Below are 20907 nucleotides of genomic sequence, written 5' to 3'. Positions count from 1 at the left end.
TTTTTTTATCAACGTATTATAATTTTAATTACTTTTACAATAGGCTTGTTTCTAACTGTATAGGCGGGCTTTATAATTCGTGTATCAATTTGTGTTAGTTTAAATTTTTAATTTTAATTTTTATGAGTGTACGGGCAAGAAATGAGGAAAAGGCTCCTCTTGGTGAATTTATGTTGCAGAGTTTTAAGGAGGATCAGAAGGAAATAGAGGTTCGGTTTCCGGAATTGAACGCTGCTTTTGTTGATGACTTTCAGGCAAAGCTGGATGTGGTTAAGGATCTGGAGAGTACATTAGTGTATGATACGGATGAAGCTACGGTTACTAAGGAATTGTATGCGGAGGCGGATGCTTTTAATAAGGAAATGAATTTTTTGAGTAGCTATTTTAAAGGCGTGGGGCTTGCGACGACTTCTATTACTAAGCTGAAGGAAAAACTGGTTAGTAGAAATATTGAAGGTGCTTTGCTGGAATTGAAAGCGGTGAAACAGTTGGCGAGGGAAAATAAGGCGGCTTTGGAAGGTAAGGGGATGAAGCCTGATTTTCCGGATGTAATGGATGCGAGTTATGCTAGTATGACGGAGAAGAATGTGTTGCAGAATAAAATTATGGATGATCGAAAAGATTTGGTTGATGCTAATAAAGCTGATTATGATGCGCTTTATGCATGTGTTTCGACGGTGGCTGAGAAGGGAAAAATTGTTTTTGATGGTTCTCGGAAAGAGGAAAAGTATACGATTACAGATGTTATTAAGCGAATGCGGGCTCCGAAAAGGAAGGATGATGATGATGATAATGAAGAGTAGATTTTAGCGATTCGTTGAAAATCCCGATGGTTGTGACTGTTGGGATTTTTTTTGGGGTTTATTTGATTGAATACATCAGTAGTTATTGATGATTTGTTTATTTTGAGAAAAAAACCTTTGTATTATATTTTATTACAAATTCATAAATTAACTATCTTGCATAAAAATAACTAACATGGCAAGTTTATCTATATCAAATAAAATATTGGAAAAGTACTTTGGGTATTTGAAATACTTGGACAACAGTGCTAAAAAGAAACTTATTGTTAAACTCACAGAGTCAATTGAAACAAAATCTGATGAAAAGTTTGATATTAAATCAATTTTCGGAACTTGGGAAGATGATAGAACTTCGGACGAAATTATTAGCGAAATCAAATCTTCAAGAGTTGAAAAACCAACTATTGCTAAATTGTAATGAAATAATTACTTGATACAAACATATGCATTCACTTATTTTGTGGGCAATTCAATCTAATTGAAAAATTCCAAGAGATACATTTAGGTGATTGTGCTATTTCAGAAATCACGTTGGCGGAACTTGTTTTCGGTGCTGAAAACAGTTTACATCCAGAAAAAAATCAAAAGATAATACATCAATTTTCAGAGCAAGTTAAAATTCTTCCGATATTCAACGCAATTTTCATTTATGCTAAAGAAAAAGTGCGATTGAGGAAAAACGGGATAATGATAAGTGATTTTGACCTTTTTATTGGGGCGACTGCTGTTGCAAACGAGCTTATCATGGTAACAGAAAACGTCAAAGAATTTGAACGAATTTCCAGTATCGAAATCGAAAATTGGGTAGAGCGATAAGTAGCGTTTCTAACTTTCATATCTTCTTATAAGAAACAAACACATTAACTTCTTATCTTTGTCACTATGATTTTAGTAACAGGAGCTACCGGATTAGTTGGGTCGTATTTAGTTTTACATCTTGCCGAAAAAGGCTTGAATACAACAGCAATTTACCGAAACGAAAAGGCGATTCAGAAAACAAAGGACCTCTTTATAATGTATAACAAAGCACATTTGCTTGCACATATAACTTGGGTTTCCGCCGACCTCAATGACATTCCTTCCTTAGAAATTGCATTTGAAAATATTGAATATGTGTACCATTGTGCGGCCAAAATTTCTTTTGACCCACGAGACGAAGAACAGATTCGAAAAGTAAATATCGAAGGGACAGCTAATATTGTGAACTTTTGCTTGGCAAAAAATGTGAAGAAACTCTGCTACGTAAGTTCTATTGCAGCTCTGGGAGATTTACCAGTCAATAAAACTATTACTGACGAGGAAACCGACTGGAATCCTGAAAAACCCCACAGTGATTATGCGATTTCTAAATATGGTGCCGAAATGGAAATTTGGCGTGGCCAACAAGAAGGCTTGCACATCGTAATTGTAAACCCGGGCGTTATTCTTGGTGCGATTCCTAAATCGTGGAATCGCGAGGAAGGAAGTTTCAAAATAATTTCTAAAGTTGCAGGAGGATTAAATTATTATACACTTGGAACCACTGGATTTGTGGGTGTGAATGATGTGGTTACTTGTATGACGCAATTAATGGAAGGTATAAATGAGGGTGAACGTTATATACTGGTTTCTGTAAATTTATCGTACCAAGCTCTAACTACTTTAATTGCAGATAAATTGCAGGTAGCGCGACCTAAAAAGTTGGCGACAAAATGGATGACGGAAATGGCTTGGCGATGGGATTGGATTGCTACCAATGTGTTTTTTCAGCAAAGAAAATTGACTAAGGCAATTGCAAAATCGTTACATACTAATGATGTTTATTCGAACACTAAAATTACAAACGAGCTGAATTATCGTTTTGAACCTGTAGAAGGTGTTGTGGAACGAATTGCCGATGCATTTTAAAATACTAATTTCGGGTACTATCGCTAAACGTTTTTTCACGAAGCAAGCGTTTTTCTCGCAACGAATCTCTTAGTTTAAACTGGGTTTCTTGAACCTTATCCACACGAGGTGGTTGTCGTTTTTCAGGTGGAGTCTTGGCAATTAAAGAGTCTATTGTGGCTTTGTTTCGTTCAATACGCTTCGTTACCCGCTGGTGCAGTTTTTCATAATCGTCTATATCTGCTGCATAATAATGGTCGCTTTGGATAAACTGTAAACTATCAATTTTATATTTCTGATAAATATATTTAGCAGGCGTGCTATTTTGCTCTTTCAGATACGTACTGTTGTTCAACCTGATTGCATTAATGACGTACAAATCGTATAAAATATCGACCATTTCATCTTCTCCAATTAAGTTATCCGGTTTTGGAACAGATTTAGAATTGCAATTGACTAACATCACTCCCAAAACCAAGATCAGTATCATTTTTTTCATAACCACTGGGTTTTATCGGTCAAAAGTCAATCGTTCTCCAGCGTGAATGTCTTTGACTTTTGAGTTATTGTACACTAATTGTCCGTTTACAAAGGTATGTGTTATTCTTGATTTAAATGTGGTTCCTTCAAATGGCGACCAGCCACATTTGTACAAAATATTGTCTTTTTTAACCGTCCAAGGCAATCCTGTGTTGATGATAGCTAAATCAGCATAATAACCCACTTTTATAAAACCACGATTTTCTATTTTGAATAACTTAGCGGGATTGTGTGCCATCTTTTCGATGATTTTTTCAATGGAAATTTTTCCTTGGTGGTACAATTCAAACATCGCTACAACGGCATGTTGCACTAATGGTCCTCCCGAAGGCGCTTTGTCGTATTTCTGGTTTTTTTCTTCCAAAGTATGTGGTGCATGGTCAGAAGCAATCACGTCAATTCGGTCGTCAAGCAAGGCTTCCCACAAAGCATCACGGTCTTTTTCCGTTTTTACAGCTGGGTTCCATTTAATGAAATTTCCTTTCTTTTCGTAATCTTTATCGCTAAACCACAGGTGATGAATGCATACTTCTGCGGTGATTTTTTTGTCTTCCAATGGAATTTTATTCGTAAACAATTCCGTTTCTTTAGCCGAGGAAACATGAAAAATATGCAAACGCGCTCCTGTTTTCTTAGCCAACTCAATTGCTTTTGACGACGAAATATAACAAGCTTCTGCACTTCTAATTAATGGATGTGCCGAAGGGGGAATATCTTCTCCGTATTCTTCGTGAAATTTATCTAAATTGGCTTTTATAGTTGCTTCATCTTCACAATGAACAGCAATTAGCATTTTCGTACTTGAAAATATTTTTTCTAAAACCTCTTCGTTGTCTACTAACATATTTCCCGTTGAGGAACCTAGGAACAACTTAATCCCTGCTACATTCTTTGGATCTGTCTTTAACAATTCCTCTAAATTATCATTGGTACCACCCATCATGAACGAATAATTGGTAAATGATTTTTCGGCAGCAATTTTATATTTATCTTCTAATAATTCTTGTGTTATTGCATTTGGAACGGTATTGGGTTGCTCAATAAAACTGGTGATTCCTCCTGCAACTGCTGCACGAGATTCAGTGAAAATAGTTCCTTTGTGCGTCAATCCCGGCTCACGAAAATGAACTTGGTCGTCAATTATTCCTGGAATAAGGTAATTTCCTTCTGCATCAATAATTTTCGTCAAAGACGATTTTGCGCTAATTTGTGAAGCAATTTCTACAATGATTTTGTTTTCAATTAGAATATCTCCTTCAAAAATAGTCCCTTCATTTACAATTTTCGCGTTGCGAATCAATATGCTGTTCATAATATTCTTATAGTCGATTAAATAATTTTTTAATTCTTAGGGAAATAACTCCAAATATAGCTTCTTTAATAATGGAGCCACTCATCTTTGAAGTACCTTTTGCTCTATCTGTAAAAATAATGGGCACTTCATAAAGTTCAAAATCCTTAGCATACGAGCGGTATTTCATTTCAATTTGAAAGGCATAACCTACAAATTTTATGCGGTCAAGATTTATTTTTTCCAAAACCTCTCTTCTGTAACACATAAACCCTGCTGTAGCATCGTGCACTTCCATTCCGGTGATCATTCGGACATATACGGATGCAAAATAGGAAAGCAAAACGCGACTCAATGGCCAGTTGACCACATTGACCCCTGTAACATAACGAGAACCAATAGCCACATCTTTATGACCTAAATGGCAAGCATCGTAGAGCTTTTCTAAGTCATTTGGATTGTGAGAGAAATCAGCGTCCATTTCAAAAATATACGAATAATCGCGTTTTAATGCCCATCTAAATCCATGCACATAAGCAGTCCCTAATCCTGATTTTTTGGTTCGATTTTCTAAAAAAAGACGATTGGTGAACTCCTGCTGAAGTTGAGTGACTTTTTTAGCCGTACCGTCAGGCGAATTATCATCTACTACGAGGATATGAAATGGCTTATGCAGCGACAAAACCGCCCTGATAATGCCCTCAATGTTTTCAATCTCATTATAAGTAGGAATGATGATGATTCCGTAATTCATAAGCTCATAAATTTCGTGGACAAAAATAGTCTATTTATGGCGGAAGCATCCTAATAAAACGATAATAATTGACTTATAAATGTAAAAAATGACGTTAAAACGAGGCTTATTAAATTTGCTTGACAATTAAAAAAAAGACTAATTTTGCAGTATGGTAAGTGAGTTATTAGGACAAGAACGGATTATAGAAAACAAGGATTGGGCAACCCTGCTTTTCTTGTTTTCATTTGCAGTAATTGCAATCACAAAATCTACCTTTGAAAACCGTTTTGCCGATTTCGCAAAATTAATTATTTCTGATAAATACAATAAAATTTACAAAGATAGTTCGCATTTATTGAGTTGGTTCAACATCGCATTGGTTTTCGTACAGTTCATTTCTATCAGTTTTTTCATACAATTGATTCTGTCTTATTTTGGATTGGCTTCCAAGTACGATTGGATATTATTTATTCAAATTGCCACTCTTTGTAGTACTTTTATTTTGGCGAAGTTTTTAATTGAAAAAATTGTAGGAGTAACATTTGATGTTGAAGAACTTATTGAACAATATAATTTACAAAAGGTAAACTACAGGACTTACGTTTCATTATTTTTATTGCCTATCAACATGATTTTATATTATGTGAATAATTTACCAATAACACTGATTTACGTATTAATAGCCTTAGTTTTAATAGCAAATCTTTTGACTTATCTGAATTCTTTGAAAATATATCAAAAATTCATAATTGGGAAGTTGTTTTACTTTATTTTGTATCTTTGCACTCTCGAAATAGCCCCGTACTATTTTGTTTATTATTGGCTTACAAAAAATTAAGGAAAAGAACACAATAAACATGAAAGTGAAAACAATTTTGGTGTCACAACCTGAACCTAAAGTGGAAAATTCACCGTACTTTGATTTGCAACAAAAGCACAAAGTAAAAGTAGATTTTCGTCCTTTTATACATGTTGAAGGCGTAAATGCTAAAGACGTGCGACTACAAAAAATTGACTTAAAAAACTATACAGCAATCATTTTAACAAGTAAAAATTCGATTGACCACTTTTTTAGAGTGGCCGAAGAAATGCGTTATAAAATTCCTGAAGATTTAAAGTATTTTTGTCAATCCGAAGCGGTAGCTTTTTACTTACAAAAATATGTAGTTTATCGCAAGCGTAAAATATATGTAGGTCAGAAAGATTTTTCAGATTTATCTCCTTTGATTAAGAAATACAAAGATGAAAAATTCTTATTACCTGCTTCTGATCAATTAAATGCAGATGCTCCGCAAACTTTAGACAACTTGAAAGTGGACTGGACTGCAGCCACATTATACAAAACAGTAATGAGTGATTTGTCTGATTTGGCAGATGTTTATTACGATATTTTAGTGTTTTTCAGTCCGACAGGTATTCGATCATTATTTAAAAATTTTCCAGATTTTAAACAGAATAATACCCGAATTGCAGTCTTTGGAAGCACTACTCAAAAAGAAGCTTTAGACTCCGGGTTAGTTGTTGACATTATGGCTCCTACACCAGAAGCACCTTCAATGACGATGGCTATTGAAAAATATATTGCCAAAGTAAATAAAGAAGCGAAATAATTGGTTCATTAAAATAATTAAAGCTGTGCAAAATTGCACGGCTTTTTTTTTGCCGATGATTAAAAACTGCATCGTGTGTATCAAATAGTCTCAAGAAAAGAGCGATTTACCTCAAAAAAAAGGATGCTTTATATTTTCTTAGTAGCTTTGAGCTGTTTTAGAACTAAACTATGAAAGATTCTTTCCGACTGATTATCCTAAATATTTTAGGATGTTTGTTTTTTTTAAGCATTCCCGTCATTTCTTCGCCCGATATTGTTTCCTTTCGGGAGTTGATTTTTGTTGGTGGTTTTCAACGTAATTTCCTGAGTTTTTTCTTTTTAATGATTTTCTTTTATGTGAATTATTACTTTTTAATCCCTAAAATATATTTTAAGAAGAAATATGCGATTTATGGAGTTTCCTTGTTATTAGGTTACATCGTGGTCAATTACGTACCTGCTTTTTTGATTCACGAACAGTTTCGCGATTTACCCCATTTTCGACCTTTTAAAATTCATCCAAATGCACCACCTCCAATGGATTTATCTAATGTTTACTTTTTTCATGCAAAATCATTAGTGCAATTTTTAGCAGCATTTTTTCTTTCACTTTTATTACGAATCAATCAGCAATTGCAGGAAACCCAAGATAAAAAACTCAAAGCCGAAGTTTCCTATTTAAAAGCACAAATCAATCCGCATTTTTTGTTCAACACACTGAATAGTTTGTATGCTTTAACTATTGAAAAATCAGATTCTGCACCAGATGCCGTCATAAAGTTATCCAACATGATGCGGTATGTCGTTAGTGAAAGTACGAATGATTTTGTCTCATTGGAACATGAAATTAACTACATTAATGATTATATTGAGTTGCAGCGCCTTCGAATTTCTGAGCAAAATAATTTAGAATTTACTGTTGTCGGAAATCCAGTGGGAAAAACTATAGCACCTTTAGTCGTTATTCCTTTTATAGAAAACGCGTTTAAATACGGCGTGAACTCTGAAGAAATGTGGCACATTTCGATAAAAATGGAAATTACTGAATTTGATTTTATTTTAGAAGTAAAAAACAGCAAAGTCGCAGTAAATTTAGTCCAGCAGGATGAAAGTAAAAAAGGAATTGAAAATACGAGTAAGCGGCTTCGGCTAATTTATCCACACCAACATGAACTTACAATAACGGATACTTCAACGCAATTTGAGGTTTATTTGAAAATAAATTTAGTATGATTAGAGCCATTGCATTAGACGACGAACCCTTAGCTTTAAAAATAATTGAAAGTTTTTGCAACCGTATTGATTACATACAGCTGGAAAAAACGTTTACTAAGACCAGTGAAGCTGCAAAATATTTAAGAAAGCAACCTGTCGATTTGATTTTTCTAGACATACAAATGCCTACCCAAAATGGCTTGAGTTTCTACAAACAGATAGAACAAGCTACCAAAGTTATTTTCACCACTGCATTCAGCGAATATGCTGTTGAAGGATTTAATGTTAATGCATCCGATTATTTATTAAAGCCGTTTCCTTTCAGCCGTTTTTCAGATGCTGTTGCAAAAGTCAAAGAGCAGCTTGATATGAAAAATAATTTCGTTAATTCAGAAAATAATTATTTATACATTCGAGCGGACTATAGTTTACATAAAATTTTACTTGAAGACATTTTGTTTATTGAAGGACTGGATGATTATTTAAAAATTCACCTCGTCAATCAAAAAACAATTGTTGCACGAATGACGATGAAGGTAATGTCAGAGAAATTACCCTCAAATAAATTTGCCAGAGTGCACCGTTCGTATATTATCTCGATTTCAAAAATGGAAAAAATCAGAAATAAAATGATTTACATTACCTCTTACGAAATTCCGTTAAGCACTACTTATGAAGAAGGTTTTTTTTCTAAGATAAACCTGTAAAACTCACGTTATTTATTCAATATAATAGTTTTTACCGCATAAAATAATGGGTTTACCTCATAAATTTTAACCTAATACAGATGCGAATTATCTTCGTTTCGAATTACGTTTTATCGTACTTCATGATTAAATTCAATTGACATATGGAATTCAGTACATCTATTTCATATTCAAAAACTTTATACATTAACGCTTTGTTTTTAGAAGCAAAAAGTACTACCCAATTCTAAATTATGAAAAAACAAAAACGCTCGACATTAGTCTATTTTTTATTGCTTTTCTGCACGATAGGCTTTGCACAAGTACACAGTACCGATGGAAGAAAGGTCTTCGGAAAAGCATTAGAAAGCATTAATTCTACAAATGGATTGGTACGTTGTGTTTCTTCAGAATATGAAAAATATTTACAAGAAACAGTTCCGAATAGAGCCACTTCGGAAGAATTTGAAGCATGGCTTGCGCCAAAAGTCGCTGCGGTAAAAGCACAAATGCGCTCTTCCAATGGAGTGACTACGGTAATTACAATTCCCGTTGTAGTTCACGTTATTCATAATGGCGATGCTATTGGTGCTGATGAAAACATTTCGGATGCCCAGATTTTATCACAAATAACGGTATTGAATCAAGACTTTAGACGAATGTTGAATACCCCAGGTTACAACTCAAATGCAATTGGAGCTGATATCGAAATTGAATTTTGCATGGCTCAAAGATCTCCAGCTGGAACGGCTACAAATGGAATTGATAGAGTGAATTTAGGTGTAGCATCGTGGGCTTCTGAAACATCTGTTGAAAGCACGCTTAAAGCTACAACTAGTTGGGACCCTACACAATATTTTAATATTTGGATTTGCAAATTTAGCAGCAGTCCTTCTGCAGATTTATATGGCACTTTGGGTTATGCACAATTTCCTAGTAATACTGGATTAGGTGGTTTAGCAACAAATGGCGGAAGTGCAAATACAGATGGAGTAGTTATTGATTATAGAGCTTTTGGCTCGTCAACTTATGCAGCGGGGAGTTATTATACGGATTACGATAAAGGTAGAACGGCGACACATGAAATAGGACACTGTTTTGGATTAATTCATATTTGGGGTGATACTTCCTCTTGTACCGTTAATGCTTCCGATAGCTTTCAAGATTATTGTTTAGATACACCTGCGGCATCCGATGCTAATTATGACTGTGCTTCAGTTTACAATTCGTGTACAGTTGCAGCTGGAAATGACATGACTGAAAACTATATGGACTACACCAATGATACGTGTATGAATACATTTACTTTGGACCAAAAAGCAAGAATCTTAGCCGTACTTCAATATGGAACAAGAAGGTCAAGTTTAGCTACTTCTACAGCGTGCCAATCTACTTTAGGGTCTGAAACTTTTGATAAATTAAAAGGAATGTCTGTTTATCCAAATCCGGTAAATGACCTACTAAATATTACAATCGACGATTCAGGAATTTTACCAGAGACGTTTACTGTGTACAACACAATGGGCCAATTGGTATTGTCTAAAAAAGTACAATCGGCTTCTGATTTAAGCATCGATGCTAGCTTGCTGAACTCGGGTGTTTATATCGTTCGTTTGGAAAAAGAAGGAGCTGTTAAGACGCTTAAATTCTTGAAAAAGTAAATACTCAACATAGTTTAAATAGAAAAGGCGAAAACAATATTGTTTTCGCCTTTTCTATTTATAAAATAATCCCAGTTTTACTCAGGAGCTAATTCTAATTTCAATCCTTCTAAATCTTCCGTAATGTGCAATTGGCAACCCAAACGGCTATTTTCTTTTACATTAAATGCTTCTGACAACATCGCTTCTTCATCGTCACTTTTCTCAGGTAAAGCCACGTCATTAAGCACGTAACACTGACAAGAAGCACACATGGCCATTCCGCCACAAATACCAATCGTTCCTTCTGGAGCCAACTCATAAGCACGAACCAATTCCATGATATTCATGTTCATATCCGTTGGTGCTTCCACTTCATGAGAAACACCCTCGCGATCTACAATCGTTATTTTTACGTCCTGAGCCATAACTATGAAATTGCTTTAACAACTGCTTTTTCTGCTTCTTTCCTAGTTCCGTCGAAACCATCAATTCCAGATACTGTTGTGTATTTTAGTACATATTTTTTTCCTGGGTTCATGCGTTGGTACACACTCTGACACATTAATGTTGCTTCGTGAAAACCACATAGAATTAATTTTAATTTTCCAGGGTAGGTATTTACGTCACCAATGGCGTAAATTCCAGGAATATTGGTTTGATAATCTAATGAATTATCTACTTTAATTGCATTTTTTTCAATTTCTAATCCCCAATTTGCTATCGGCCCTAACTTTGGCGTGAGGCCAAAAAGCGGAATGAAATAATCCGTTTCGATAGTTCTTTGAGCGCCATTTTCATCCAAAACAATTCCATCTATGTGTTCTGTTCCTTTTAAACCGATTACTTCTGCAGGAGTAATTAGGCGGATTTTGCCAAGATCTTTAAGTTCTTGCACTTTTTCAACTGAATCTAAGGCACCGCGAAACTCATTTCTTCGGTGTACCAAAGTTACTTCTGAAGCAACATTGGATAAAAAGATACTCCAGTCTAACGCAGAATCTCCACCTCCGGCAATTACTACACGTTTGTTTCTGAATTTTTCAGGGTCACGGATGAAGTATTCTATTCCTTTATCTTCGTAAAAGTTTAAATTTTCAATCAATGGTTTCCTTGGTTCAAAACTCCCTAATCCACCGGCAATTGCAACAGAATTTGCATGAATTTGAGTTCCTTTGTCAGAAGTCACGATGAACGTTCCGTCTTCTTGTTTGTCAATGGTTTCCGCTCTTTCTCCCAAAGTAAAACCCGGTTGAAATTGCTTGATTTGTTCCATCAAATTTGTAACTAAATCACCTGCAAGAACTTCAGGAAATCCTGGAATATCAAAGATGGGTTTTTTAGGATATAGTTCAGCCAATTGTCCACCTGGTTGAGGCAAAGCATCTAGTATATGGCATTTTAATTTAAGTAATCCGGCTTCAAAAACAGTAAAAAGTCCTGTTGGACCGGCACCAATTATAAGAATATCTGTTTGTATCATTTTTTGAATAATTATCGAGCGTATTTTAATTGTCAGCAAAATTCGTAAATTAAGCACGCTTGTAATATGATATTTGTCAGTTGTATGCAGCAACTTGTTCTTAATTTAAAAACAAGTTCCTACTACAGTTGTAATTTATGAATTATTGAAACTTAAGCGATGTTTACTACCGTTTCTATTTGTGGAGCGTATTTTTTAATCGTCGTTTCTACACCTGCTTTTAGCGTCATTTGATTGACACTGCAAGAAGTACAAGCACCTTCCAATCGAACCGTAACGTGCTTGTCGTCTTCAATTCCAACAAGCGAAATATCACCACCATCCGAATTCAAAAACGGACGAATTTCGTCTAACGCTTTCAAAATATTTTGAGTTAATTCTTCTGTATTCATTTTTATTTGTTCTAGGTTGTACGTTCTAGGTTGTAGATTAAAAACTGAGAGCTTGAAGATGGGAGTTTTATCGAAAAATTAAATCTTTCCATTTATGTGTTTCTCTATCTTTCAATCCTTCTATCTTAATACTCCAATCTTACTACTATTTTTTTACAGCAGAACAACCTGCCATTGTTGTAATTTTAATTGCTTCAGTTGCAGGAAGCGCTTCGTTGCGATTTACGGTTTCTTGCACTACATTTCTGGTGATTTCTTCAAACACTTTTTCAACTACAGAACCTGTTTGCAAAGCACCTGGACGACCGTAATCTCCTGCTTCACGAATGGATTGCACCAAAGGAACTTCTCCTAAAAATGGCACATTCAAATCTTCTGCTAAGTTTTTAGCACCTTCTTTTCCGAAGATATAGTATTTATTATCAGGCAATTCTTCTGGAGTAAAATAAGCCATATTTTCAATAATTCCTAAAACCGGAACATTGATAGAATCCGACATGAACATCGAAACTCCTTTTTTGGCATCAGCCAAAGCTACAGCTTGTGGAGTAGAAACGACAACCGCACCTGTAATTGGCAATGATTGCATAATTGATAGGTGAATATCTCCCGTTCCCGGAGGTAAATCAATTAAAAGGAAGTCTAGTTCGCCCCAATCTGCATCAAAAATCATTTGGTTTAATGCTTTTGAAGCCATTGGTCCTCTCCAAATAACGGCTTGACTTGGTGCTGTAAAAAACCCAATAGAAAGAATTTTTACTTCGTAACTTTCAATCGGTTTCATTTTTGATTTTCCGTCTACCATCACGGAAATTGGTTTTTCCGTTTCTACATCAAACATGATGGGCATTGATGGTCCGTAAATATCAGCGTCTAAAACACCAACAGAGAATCCCATTTTTGCTAAAGTTACCGCTAAGTTTGCTGTCACGGTAGATTTTCCAACGCCACCTTTTCCAGAAGCAACGGCAATAATATTTTTAATTCCGGGAATTGCTTTTCCTTTAATTTCGTTCGCTTTTTCAGGAGCTTCTACTTTAATATTCACTTTGACTTTTGCATCTGGTGAAAATTTCTCTTGAATTAATTTACGAATATCGTCTTCTGCACGTTTCTTGATGTGCATTGCCGGCGTTGTAAGTACTAAATCAATGATGGCTTCTTCGCCAAAAGTTACCACGTTTTTAACCGCTCCACTTTCTACAATATTTTTACCTTCTCCAGCAACCGAAATGGTTTCGAGCGCTTTAAGTATTTCTTTTCTATCTAATTTCATTATATTTAGATTGCGCAACTAATATAAAAACGTTGCATTTATTTAAACTGAATTTTGATTGCAAAGATAGTCTGAAATACTTGAAAGTCAAATGCCGTAAGTCGAAAGTTTTAGATACTTCGATAACTGAAATTTATAAGGCATTCGAACGAATTAAATTGATTTTATGAACCGTATATTGGCTCTGCAACTTGTTTTTCAATAGGTTAAATTCTGAAGTTAATAAGTTGTTTTTAGCAATTGAAAAAGAAAAAACGTCCACACTTCCGGAGGTAAATTTTGCTTGAGTCGTTGTAAAAGATGCCTGTGCAAATCCTACAACTTCAGCTAATTTCCCGTGAACAAGAAAGTAATTTTCTTTGTTTTTATTTTCAATTTCAAGTTGTTGATTCAACTGTAAATTTTCTTGCTCTATCTTTAATTTAGATTTCTCGGTTTCAATTTTTGCAGAAGCAATTGCTTTATTATTTTTGAATCCGTTAAAAACAGGAATAGCAAGTTGCAAACCCAATTGTTGGTTTTTATTATTCCCAATTTGGTTACTGAAATTATCCACAAATCCATCTGTATCGTTCAAAGGTTTATAGTAAAACGAAGACAACTGGTAGAACGTAGAAAGCGTGGGTAAATTTCTAGATTGCTGAAAACGCACTTCTTTTCGAGCATTTTCATACGTCAATTGAGCTCCTTTAATTCTTGGATTTGAAATTTCCTCGGAAGTACGTTCTACATTTAAAAGTTGATTTTCCAATTGAATATTTCCTATTACAACATCTTCCACATTTAGCAATTGAAACAATTGTAATTTTTGAATATCAACTAATTGCTGGGTTTCTATCAACTGCTTTTCTTCTTGAGCGAAGGCAAATTGTATGTCGTATAAGTCACTTTTAGGTTTACTGCCAATTTTTATTTCTTTACCAATTCGAGTCAAATTAAACTGCGTGTTCACCAATTGTTGCCTTTGAATTTCAGCTAATTCTTGCGTAAAAAGAGCTTGATAGAAACTTTCTAAAATTTGAAGTTTGTATTCATTTTCAACAATTGCTTGTTCGGCTTTCGCCAATTCGATACCAATTTTCGATTTCTGTGCAGTTGCAATCGCTCCAAAATCCAGTAGATTCATCTGTGCATTCATGTAAAAATTATCGTACTGAATGTTAGAACTCACTCGAGCATTTGTCCCAGGGTCAATCGTAGAACCAAAATTATAGCTTTGGCTACCAAACAAACTCACCGTTGGCAACAATTCATTCAGCATCGAAACCCTTGATTTTTGGGTTCTTTTTACTTCCAGTTTTTGAATTTTCACTGCAATATTGTTTTCTAATCCGGCATCAATACAGTTTTGCAACGACCAAATAGTGCTTTGGCCGTTAGCAAACTGAACTGCTATAACTAACAGCAAACTAAATAGAATTTTCATCTTTGATATTTATTTTGAAACACAGATTTAAGAAAGTAGAGTGATTTTAAAAATTATTCAAATTTCTCGATTCTGTGTTGGTTTTTTATTACACTGACATTGCGTTATTCGTATTTCAAATACTTCAAGACATCTACTTTTGTGGCAAAATAAGCCTTCGAAAGCACCACTATTAAAGTCAAAATCAACAAAATCATAAAACCTAGAACAAAAGGAATCCATGAAATTTCAATTCTAAACACAAAATTTTCAAGCCACTTGTTCAACAAGAAATACACTGGAAACACTGCTATTAAAAATCCAATAACACAAAACAACACATACTGTTTTGACAATTCTTTTAACAACACATTCGTTTCTGCACCAAGCGTTTTTCGTATCGCAATTTCTTTCATCCGACGTTGAATGGAGTAACTTGCCAAGGCAAATAATCCAAAAAGAGCAATCAAAATCACAATAAAATTCAGCAACGAAAACAAGTTTTTCTGCTTCACATACGTGCGATACGTTCGAGCATACTGTTTGTCTACAAAGTCATAACTAAAAGGATAATCTGAATCTACATTTTTTATCCAAAACTTTTCAATATCGGCAATGGTTTGCTCCACATTATCACCGCTAACCTTCACATGAATCCGATTTGCGTTTTGTAACATCCAATCCACTGTTTTAAATTGAAAAAACACCATTGGCGGAATTTTGTCTTGAGGTCCAAACAAATTAAAATCTTTTACAACCCCGATAATTTTCAACTTTTTTTCGTTCCATTCTATTTCTTTGCCAATAGGATTTTTCTCGTTCATCATTCGCATCGTCGTTTCATTTATCAACATTGTATTGATGGTATCAGAAGCTATTTTGTTAGAAAAAAACCGTCCTTCTTTCAGTTGAATTTGCATCATTTCAAGCATCCCAAAGTCAACACCCATGTTTCGAGCCTGAATATTGGGACTTCCCTTATACGAAAATCCCGAAGTAGAACCGTTTCCAGAACCAAATTCAAACGCACCTGTCGAAACTTGCTCCACTCCTCTTATCTTTCCAAGCTCACTTTTAATTAACTCATACCTGCTTTGCACCTTTTGTTTATAGCCTTCTTCACGCCAGTTGTACTTATTGCGGTACGAAATAGAAAGTACTTGGTCGCCTTTAAATCCAATGTCTTTTGTTGAAATAAACGCAATTTGTTCATACACAATATAAGAACCAATGATAAAAAAGGAGGCAATGGCAAACTGTAAAATCAGCATCCCGTTTCTCACCCAAATGCCGCTTTTACTTCTCCCAAAGTTCCCTTTAAGCACTTTCAAGGTTTCAAAATTAGACACATAAATGGCTGGAAATATACCTGCAAAAATGATGGTTGTAACGAAAATGACGATTAATTGCAGGTAGAATTCACCTCCAAAAATCAAAAGTTCTTTTCCTAAAAAATCATTGTAGTACGGCAAAGAAAGCTCTACAATAACCAATGAAAGTAAGATGGAAAACAACACCGTTAGAACCGTTTCAAATAAAAATTGTTTGACAATATTGTTTTTGGAAGCTCCCAGTATTTTCCGAATTCCTACCTCCTTAGCCCGATTAATTGCATTGGCTGTAGCCAAATTAACATAATTGACGATAGATAAAACTAAAATCAAAAGAGATAATCCCAACATAATTACTAGAAACTGGTAATTCCCTTTTCCCTCTGCATACGAGTCGGTTATTGCATGCAAACGACTGTCTTTCAAGGGTTGCAAAACAGTTTTTGTTCCAGTAAGACCGTTTCGTGCCATCCATGCTTCAGGAGTAATCCCTTCCGATTGAGCACTTTTTACAATACTGTTTTCATACATCAATCGCTCCATTCTTTCTTTAACAATCTGAGCGTCTGCGGGACTTTTTAGTTTCAAAAGCAGCCCAAAATTATAACTCCCCCATTGGTCTTTACTTTCCTCCATTCTGGAATCTATCAAACTCGTTACCATGTCAGGGGCCATGGATGATTTACCCATCACTTCATAAACGCCACGAACCACAAGTTTTCGCCCCGAGTAGTCTATTATTTTACCAATAGCATCCTCTTTGCCAAAGAGTTTCTCAGCCGTTTCTTTAGAAATTGCTGTACTCGTATTGTCTTTCAAAGCTGTTTTAGGATTTCCTTTTATAAAATGAAACGGAAACATTTCAAAAAAGGTCTTTTGAGCATCCGTAATATTCAGCAGTTCCTTCTTGTTTTTATACTGAACAATTTCCTCGTAGTACCAATTAGAAAGATAGCAATACGCCTCCAGTTCAGGAAAATCTTTCTTAAAATACGCTTCAAACGGAACTACACTCGTTGCCCAAAAATCGTTTTTACTTACTTCACTTATGGTAATAAAAACCGTTTCCTTGCCAGGATTCCAGTCATCATAACTGTGCTCCTCGTTCCAATACAAAATCGCGAAAATCAATCCCGCAATCCCGATACTCAAACCCAAAACGTTCAAAAACGTAAAAAGTTTGTTTTTTTTGATGTGATACACAAAGAGGTTCGTCCAATTTTTTAACATGATGATTTGATTTATTGATGATGATTTTTATTATGCTTCCGCAAAATGTACTCAGGCTTTGTCAACTTCTTATTTCCTAGAGTCAAGTGTTTATTTGGTACAGTAAAATGTTTATTTCCTAGAGTAAAGTGTTTATTTCGTACAGTAAAATGTTTATCTCTTAGAGTAAAGTGTTTATTTCGTACAGTAAAATGTTTATCTCTTAGAGTAAAGTGCTTATTTCGTACAGTAAAATGTTTATCTCTTAGAGTAAAGTGTTTATCTCTTAGAGTCAAGTGTTTATTTCGTACAGTAAAATGTTTATTTCGTAGAGTCAAGTGTTTATTTTGCAAAGTCAACTACATATTTTGCTTAGAGTTCTTCATCAAAACGCAAAGCCATTAACTTTTTACCCCAAACAAAGCAACTTCCTCGCCTTACCTTTTATCAACAGAACCTGACGAGCTCACTTCTTTAGTTAAATTTTCGGGATTTCCATAGACCACAACATCTGCACTTGAGGACGCTTTTGCTTCTGCTGATTTCGTAGCATGAACCGAAACATCGGCTGATGAACTTGCCAAAACAGTGGCGTTTTCAACCAATAATTTTTTCAAATCACAAGAAGAAGAACTACTTGCTTTTACTGTAATAGCTTTGGCTGTGCCAGATAAGGTCACATCACTCGAACTACTCGATTCAATTTCCACTGCATTAGCAGTAACCATCGCCGACACATCGCCACTTGACGAGGCATCAATAAATAAATCCGAACATTCAAAGGTTCCTGCAACACTTCCTGAGGAACTTACCACCAGTTCTAGTTTAGAAGTCTTATTCGTATTCATAAATTTCAAATCTGCCGATGAACTTACCTTCACCGCTTGTAAATTTGGACCTGAAACCGTAATTTTTAATACCTCAAACCGTACACCGTTGATAAAACTAATGTTGTTGCCTTTCTTTTTTCCCTTACTTTTTTTTGACTTATACCCTTTTGTGTCAATGGAAAGTACCAATGTTCCGTTTTCAACTTCGGTTTTTATGAGCTGCAACTTTTCGGCATCGTCTGTTTCTACGGTTACACTTATTTTATCTGAAATAGTGTACATGACATCAATAGAACTCGATACTTTTAATTTTGAAAAGTCCGAAACTTCCCTGTTTTCTGAAATTTGAGCGGTTAAAAAACCTGTAAATAATAAGGTTGTGAAAATGATAAATTTGTTCATAAGAAATGTTTTTAAGAAATTAATACGTCTACGTTTTTACTATTATTTTTTTCCGAAAGGATAATTCCATCCTTCATAAATATCGTTCGCTGCGAAAAAGAAGCGTCATAATCAGAATGAGTCACCATCAAAATCGTTGCACCTTGAGCATGCAAATCGGTCAGGAGTTCCATCACTTCATTTCCGTTTTTGGAATCTAAGTTTCCGGTTGGCTCATCGGCCAAAATGATTTTCGGGTCGTTTATCAAAGCTCGAGCAACCGCTACACGTTGCTGTTGACCACCCGAAAGTTGTTGTGGATAATGTTTCAACCGATGTGAAATTCCCAGTCGTTCTGCTATTATTTCTACTTTGTCTTTTCGTTCAGAAGCCGAAACATTATTATAAATCAAAGGCAACTCGATATTATCATAAACCGACAATTCGTCAATCAAATTGAAGTTTTGAAAAACAAATCCAATGTTTTCCTTCCTTACTTTTGATTTCTGTTGCTCTTTCAACCCAATCATTTCTTGATTAAGCAACTCATAACTCCCGGAAGAAGCACTGTCTAAAAGTCCCACAATATTCAGAAGCGTCGATTTCCCGCTTCCCGAAGAACCCATAATAGTAACAAAATCCCCTTGATTGATTGTGATTGAAACCTCGTGTAACGCTTTCGTTTCCACTTCTTCCGTCTGGAAGGTTTTTGATAAATTTTTGATTTGTATCATTTGATTGTGTTTTTATCCTGCAAGGTTTTTTTTTGACCTTTTAGGTTTGATTATTTATACCTACAAGGTTTGAAAACCTTGCAGGAGTTATCATAATTATTTACTCCAATTTCTTACTACTTAATTCTCCAATCTTAATACTTCTATATTTTTATAATCCGCATAACTCGAAGTTATCACTTGTTCTCCTTCTTTCAATCCTTCTACAACTTCATAATACAAAGGATTTTCTCTACCCAAAACAATGGCTCTCCGAACCGCTTGATTGTCTTTCACTATAAAAATCCATTTACCCGAAGTGTCCTGATAAAAACTCCCTTTCGAAAGCAGCGTCGTCTTCTTTTTTTCTGATAAATTAATTCGAACACCAAAAGTTAATCCTTGATTGAGTTCCAAGTTTTCGTCTTTTACAAAATTCAATTCCACCATAAACCGACCTCCTTTAATTTCAGGAATCACCTTTATAATTTGAACTTCCACTGTTTTTCCATTAAACTCCACTGAACCACTTTGTCCTTCCGAAACGCGGTCTAGATAAAACTCATCTACATCAGCCACTAATTTATAGCCTTTCATGACATCAATCGTTCCTATGCTATTTCCTTGCAAATACGTTTTCCCTAAAATAGGTTCAAACGAAGAAAGTCGACCCGAAAGTGGTGCAGTAATCAGAAAGTTATTTTTATTCTTCCGCAAAATAGACAAACTTCGATTCATAATTTCAATAGATTGATTCAGTTGTCCAATTTGCATTTGATTTGCCTGTTTTTCTTTCTTCACACTTTGCTTGATGATATCCATTCGTTCCTTTTGAAACCTAAAATTCTCTTGTGTTTTCTGCCATTCATTTTTAGATAAAATCTCTTGCTCAAACAACTTCTGATTCAAATCGAATAAATTTTTAGCATCTACAAAATCATGTTCGATACTGATTAAATCTTTAGCCAAATTCAATTCTTGGTTTCTCAAATCCAGTTTTGCTTTATTCAAATTATTAATCTGTTCGATAATCGAAGTTTCTTGCTGCATGTAAGCCAATTCCGTATTTGGATTGTACAACCGAACCAACGGCTGACCTTGCACAACCCTATCTCCATTACTAACAAATATTTCCTGAACCGCTCCTCCTTCAATAACATTTACCAACATCGAATTTAGCGGAGTAACTTTCGCTTGGAATAAAATAAAGTCTTCAAAAAAGCCTTCTTCTACCGTTTTAATTGAAATCTCCGCTTTATTTACATTCAAACTTCTTTTCTTAGTTAACGAAGTACTTATAAAATAACCCAAAACCAATATAATTGGCAAAGCAATTAATACATACTTTTTTTTGTTATTTTTACGCTTGATGAGAGTGTCCATTGTATTGATTTTAAATACCTATTGGAAATTTTATGCCACAAATTAAAGATTTGTAATCCGTTGATTATTGCCCGAATATAGAACTTCATCAAATCCAAGTGTTCAAAAATGAACACCCTTTGTCCGAAAATGAACA

Annotated in this window: 20 protein-coding genes and 1 pseudogene; 9 read left to right on the top strand and 12 right to left on the bottom strand. The window is 34.9% G+C overall.

Features of this window, described 5'->3' with window-relative positions:
- Positions 1-122: 122 nt before the first annotated feature.
- The 4 genes and pseudogenes from ACQ5J2_RS06595 to ACQ5J2_RS06580 all read left to right on the top strand — a co-directional run bounded on the left by ACQ5J2_RS06595 (position 123) and on the right by ACQ5J2_RS06580 (position 2690).
- On the top strand, positions 123-803 hold the full coding sequence (locus ACQ5J2_RS06595; RefSeq protein WP_432672939.1) for a hypothetical protein: 681 nt from the start codon (positions 123-125) through the stop codon (positions 801-803).
- Between the two features lie 175 nt (positions 804-978).
- Positions 979-1221: a hypothetical protein gene (locus ACQ5J2_RS06590; protein WP_432672938.1), complete on the top strand. Its 243-nt coding sequence runs from the start codon at positions 979-981 to the stop codon at positions 1219-1221.
- Between the two features lie 20 nt (positions 1222-1241).
- Positions 1242-1619, top strand: a pseudogene (locus tag ACQ5J2_RS06585) (PIN domain-containing protein); the annotation flags it as partial.
- A 66-nt stretch (positions 1620-1685) separates the two neighbouring features.
- Complete coding sequence (locus ACQ5J2_RS06580) at positions 1686-2690, top strand: NAD-dependent epimerase/dehydratase family protein (RefSeq protein WP_432672937.1); 1005 nt, start codon at positions 1686-1688, stop codon at positions 2688-2690.
- A gap of 4 nt (positions 2691-2694) precedes the next feature.
- On the opposite strand, the gene ACQ5J2_RS06575 is transcribed toward ACQ5J2_RS06580, so the two are convergent.
- From ACQ5J2_RS06575 to ACQ5J2_RS06565, 3 genes are read right to left on the bottom strand one after another with little or no spacing between them, the layout of a single operon-like run.
- The gene (locus ACQ5J2_RS06575) at positions 2695-3168 is read right to left on the bottom strand and encodes a DUF4296 domain-containing protein (protein WP_432672936.1); all 474 of its coding nucleotides are present in this window, start codon (positions 3166-3168) and stop codon (positions 2695-2697) included.
- A 12-nt stretch (positions 3169-3180) separates the two neighbouring features.
- Complete coding sequence (locus ACQ5J2_RS06570; protein ID WP_432672935.1) at positions 3181-4521, bottom strand: dihydroorotase; 1341 nt, start codon at positions 4519-4521, stop codon at positions 3181-3183.
- Positions 4522-4528: 7 nt separating this feature from the next.
- Positions 4529-5254: a polyprenol monophosphomannose synthase gene (locus ACQ5J2_RS06565; protein WP_432672934.1), complete on the bottom strand. Its 726-nt coding sequence runs from the start codon at positions 5252-5254 to the stop codon at positions 4529-4531.
- Positions 5255-5405: 151 nt separating this feature from the next.
- On the opposite strand from ACQ5J2_RS06565, the gene ACQ5J2_RS06560 reads away from it, so the two are divergent.
- The 5 genes from ACQ5J2_RS06560 to ACQ5J2_RS06540 all read left to right on the top strand — a co-directional run bounded on the left by ACQ5J2_RS06560 (position 5406) and on the right by ACQ5J2_RS06540 (position 10389).
- Positions 5406-6074 carry a DUF4271 domain-containing protein gene (locus ACQ5J2_RS06560; protein ID WP_432672933.1) on the top strand — a complete coding sequence of 223 codons (669 nt, stop codon included), beginning with the start codon at positions 5406-5408 and terminating at the stop codon, positions 6072-6074.
- A gap of 19 nt (positions 6075-6093) precedes the next feature.
- Complete coding sequence (locus tag ACQ5J2_RS06555; RefSeq protein ID WP_432672932.1) at positions 6094-6846, top strand: uroporphyrinogen-III synthase; 753 nt, start codon at positions 6094-6096, stop codon at positions 6844-6846.
- A 170-nt stretch (positions 6847-7016) separates the two neighbouring features.
- A complete protein-coding gene (locus ACQ5J2_RS06550) occupies positions 7017-8060 on the top strand; it encodes a sensor histidine kinase (protein WP_432672931.1) in 1044 nt (347 codons plus the stop codon).
- Positions 8057-8749, top strand: a complete 693-nt coding sequence (locus tag ACQ5J2_RS06545; protein ID WP_432672930.1) for a LytR/AlgR family response regulator transcription factor — start codon at positions 8057-8059, stop codon at positions 8747-8749. Before ACQ5J2_RS06550 ends, ACQ5J2_RS06545 begins: the two co-directional genes overlap by 4 nt.
- A gap of 233 nt (positions 8750-8982) precedes the next feature.
- Positions 8983-10389, top strand: coding sequence for a T9SS type A sorting domain-containing protein (locus ACQ5J2_RS06540; RefSeq protein WP_432672929.1), 1407 nt, complete (start codon positions 8983-8985; stop codon positions 10387-10389).
- A 77-nt stretch (positions 10390-10466) separates the two neighbouring features.
- Here ACQ5J2_RS06540 and ACQ5J2_RS06535 read toward each other — a convergent pair whose 3' ends face one another.
- From ACQ5J2_RS06535 to ACQ5J2_RS06495, 9 genes are all read right to left on the bottom strand, one after another.
- Positions 10467-10796 carry a ferredoxin gene (locus ACQ5J2_RS06535; protein WP_432672928.1) on the bottom strand — a complete coding sequence of 110 codons (330 nt, stop codon included), beginning with the start codon at positions 10794-10796 and terminating at the stop codon, positions 10467-10469.
- A gap of 2 nt (positions 10797-10798) precedes the next feature.
- A complete protein-coding gene (locus tag ACQ5J2_RS06530; RefSeq protein WP_432672927.1) occupies positions 10799-11851 on the bottom strand; it encodes an NAD(P)/FAD-dependent oxidoreductase in 1053 nt (350 codons plus the stop codon).
- Between the two features lie 152 nt (positions 11852-12003).
- Entirely contained in the window at positions 12004-12243 is a 240-nt protein-coding gene (locus ACQ5J2_RS06525) for a NifU family protein (protein WP_026979147.1), read from the bottom strand.
- 145 nt (positions 12244-12388) lie between these two features.
- A complete protein-coding gene (locus ACQ5J2_RS06520) occupies positions 12389-13519 on the bottom strand; it encodes a P-loop NTPase (protein WP_432672926.1) in 1131 nt (376 codons plus the stop codon).
- Between the two features lie 133 nt (positions 13520-13652).
- Positions 13653-14945: a TolC family protein gene (locus ACQ5J2_RS06515; protein WP_432672925.1), complete on the bottom strand. Its 1293-nt coding sequence runs from the start codon at positions 14943-14945 to the stop codon at positions 13653-13655.
- 104 nt (positions 14946-15049) lie between these two features.
- Positions 15050-17485 (bottom strand): ABC transporter permease, encoded by a 2436-nt coding sequence (locus tag ACQ5J2_RS06510; RefSeq protein WP_432672924.1) that lies wholly within the window; start codon positions 17483-17485, stop codon positions 15050-15052.
- Between the two features lie 416 nt (positions 17486-17901).
- Positions 17902-18696 carry a GIN domain-containing protein gene (locus ACQ5J2_RS06505; RefSeq protein ID WP_432672923.1) on the bottom strand — a complete coding sequence of 265 codons (795 nt, stop codon included), beginning with the start codon at positions 18694-18696 and terminating at the stop codon, positions 17902-17904.
- Between the two features lie 11 nt (positions 18697-18707).
- The gene (locus ACQ5J2_RS06500) at positions 18708-19409 is read right to left on the bottom strand and encodes an ABC transporter ATP-binding protein (protein WP_432672922.1); all 702 of its coding nucleotides are present in this window, start codon (positions 19407-19409) and stop codon (positions 18708-18710) included.
- Between the two features lie 120 nt (positions 19410-19529).
- Complete coding sequence (locus tag ACQ5J2_RS06495; RefSeq protein ID WP_432672921.1) at positions 19530-20771, bottom strand: efflux RND transporter periplasmic adaptor subunit; 1242 nt, start codon at positions 20769-20771, stop codon at positions 19530-19532.
- Between the last annotated feature and the right edge of the window lie 136 nt (positions 20772-20907).

Origin of the sequence: Flavobacterium sp. SM2513 (assembly GCF_050908145.1) — a bacterium.
GTDB lineage: Bacteria > Bacteroidota > Bacteroidia > Flavobacteriales > Flavobacteriaceae > Flavobacterium.
The sequence above is the reverse complement of the archived record's forward strand: the minus strand, read 5'-3'. Positions and strand labels throughout refer to the sequence as shown.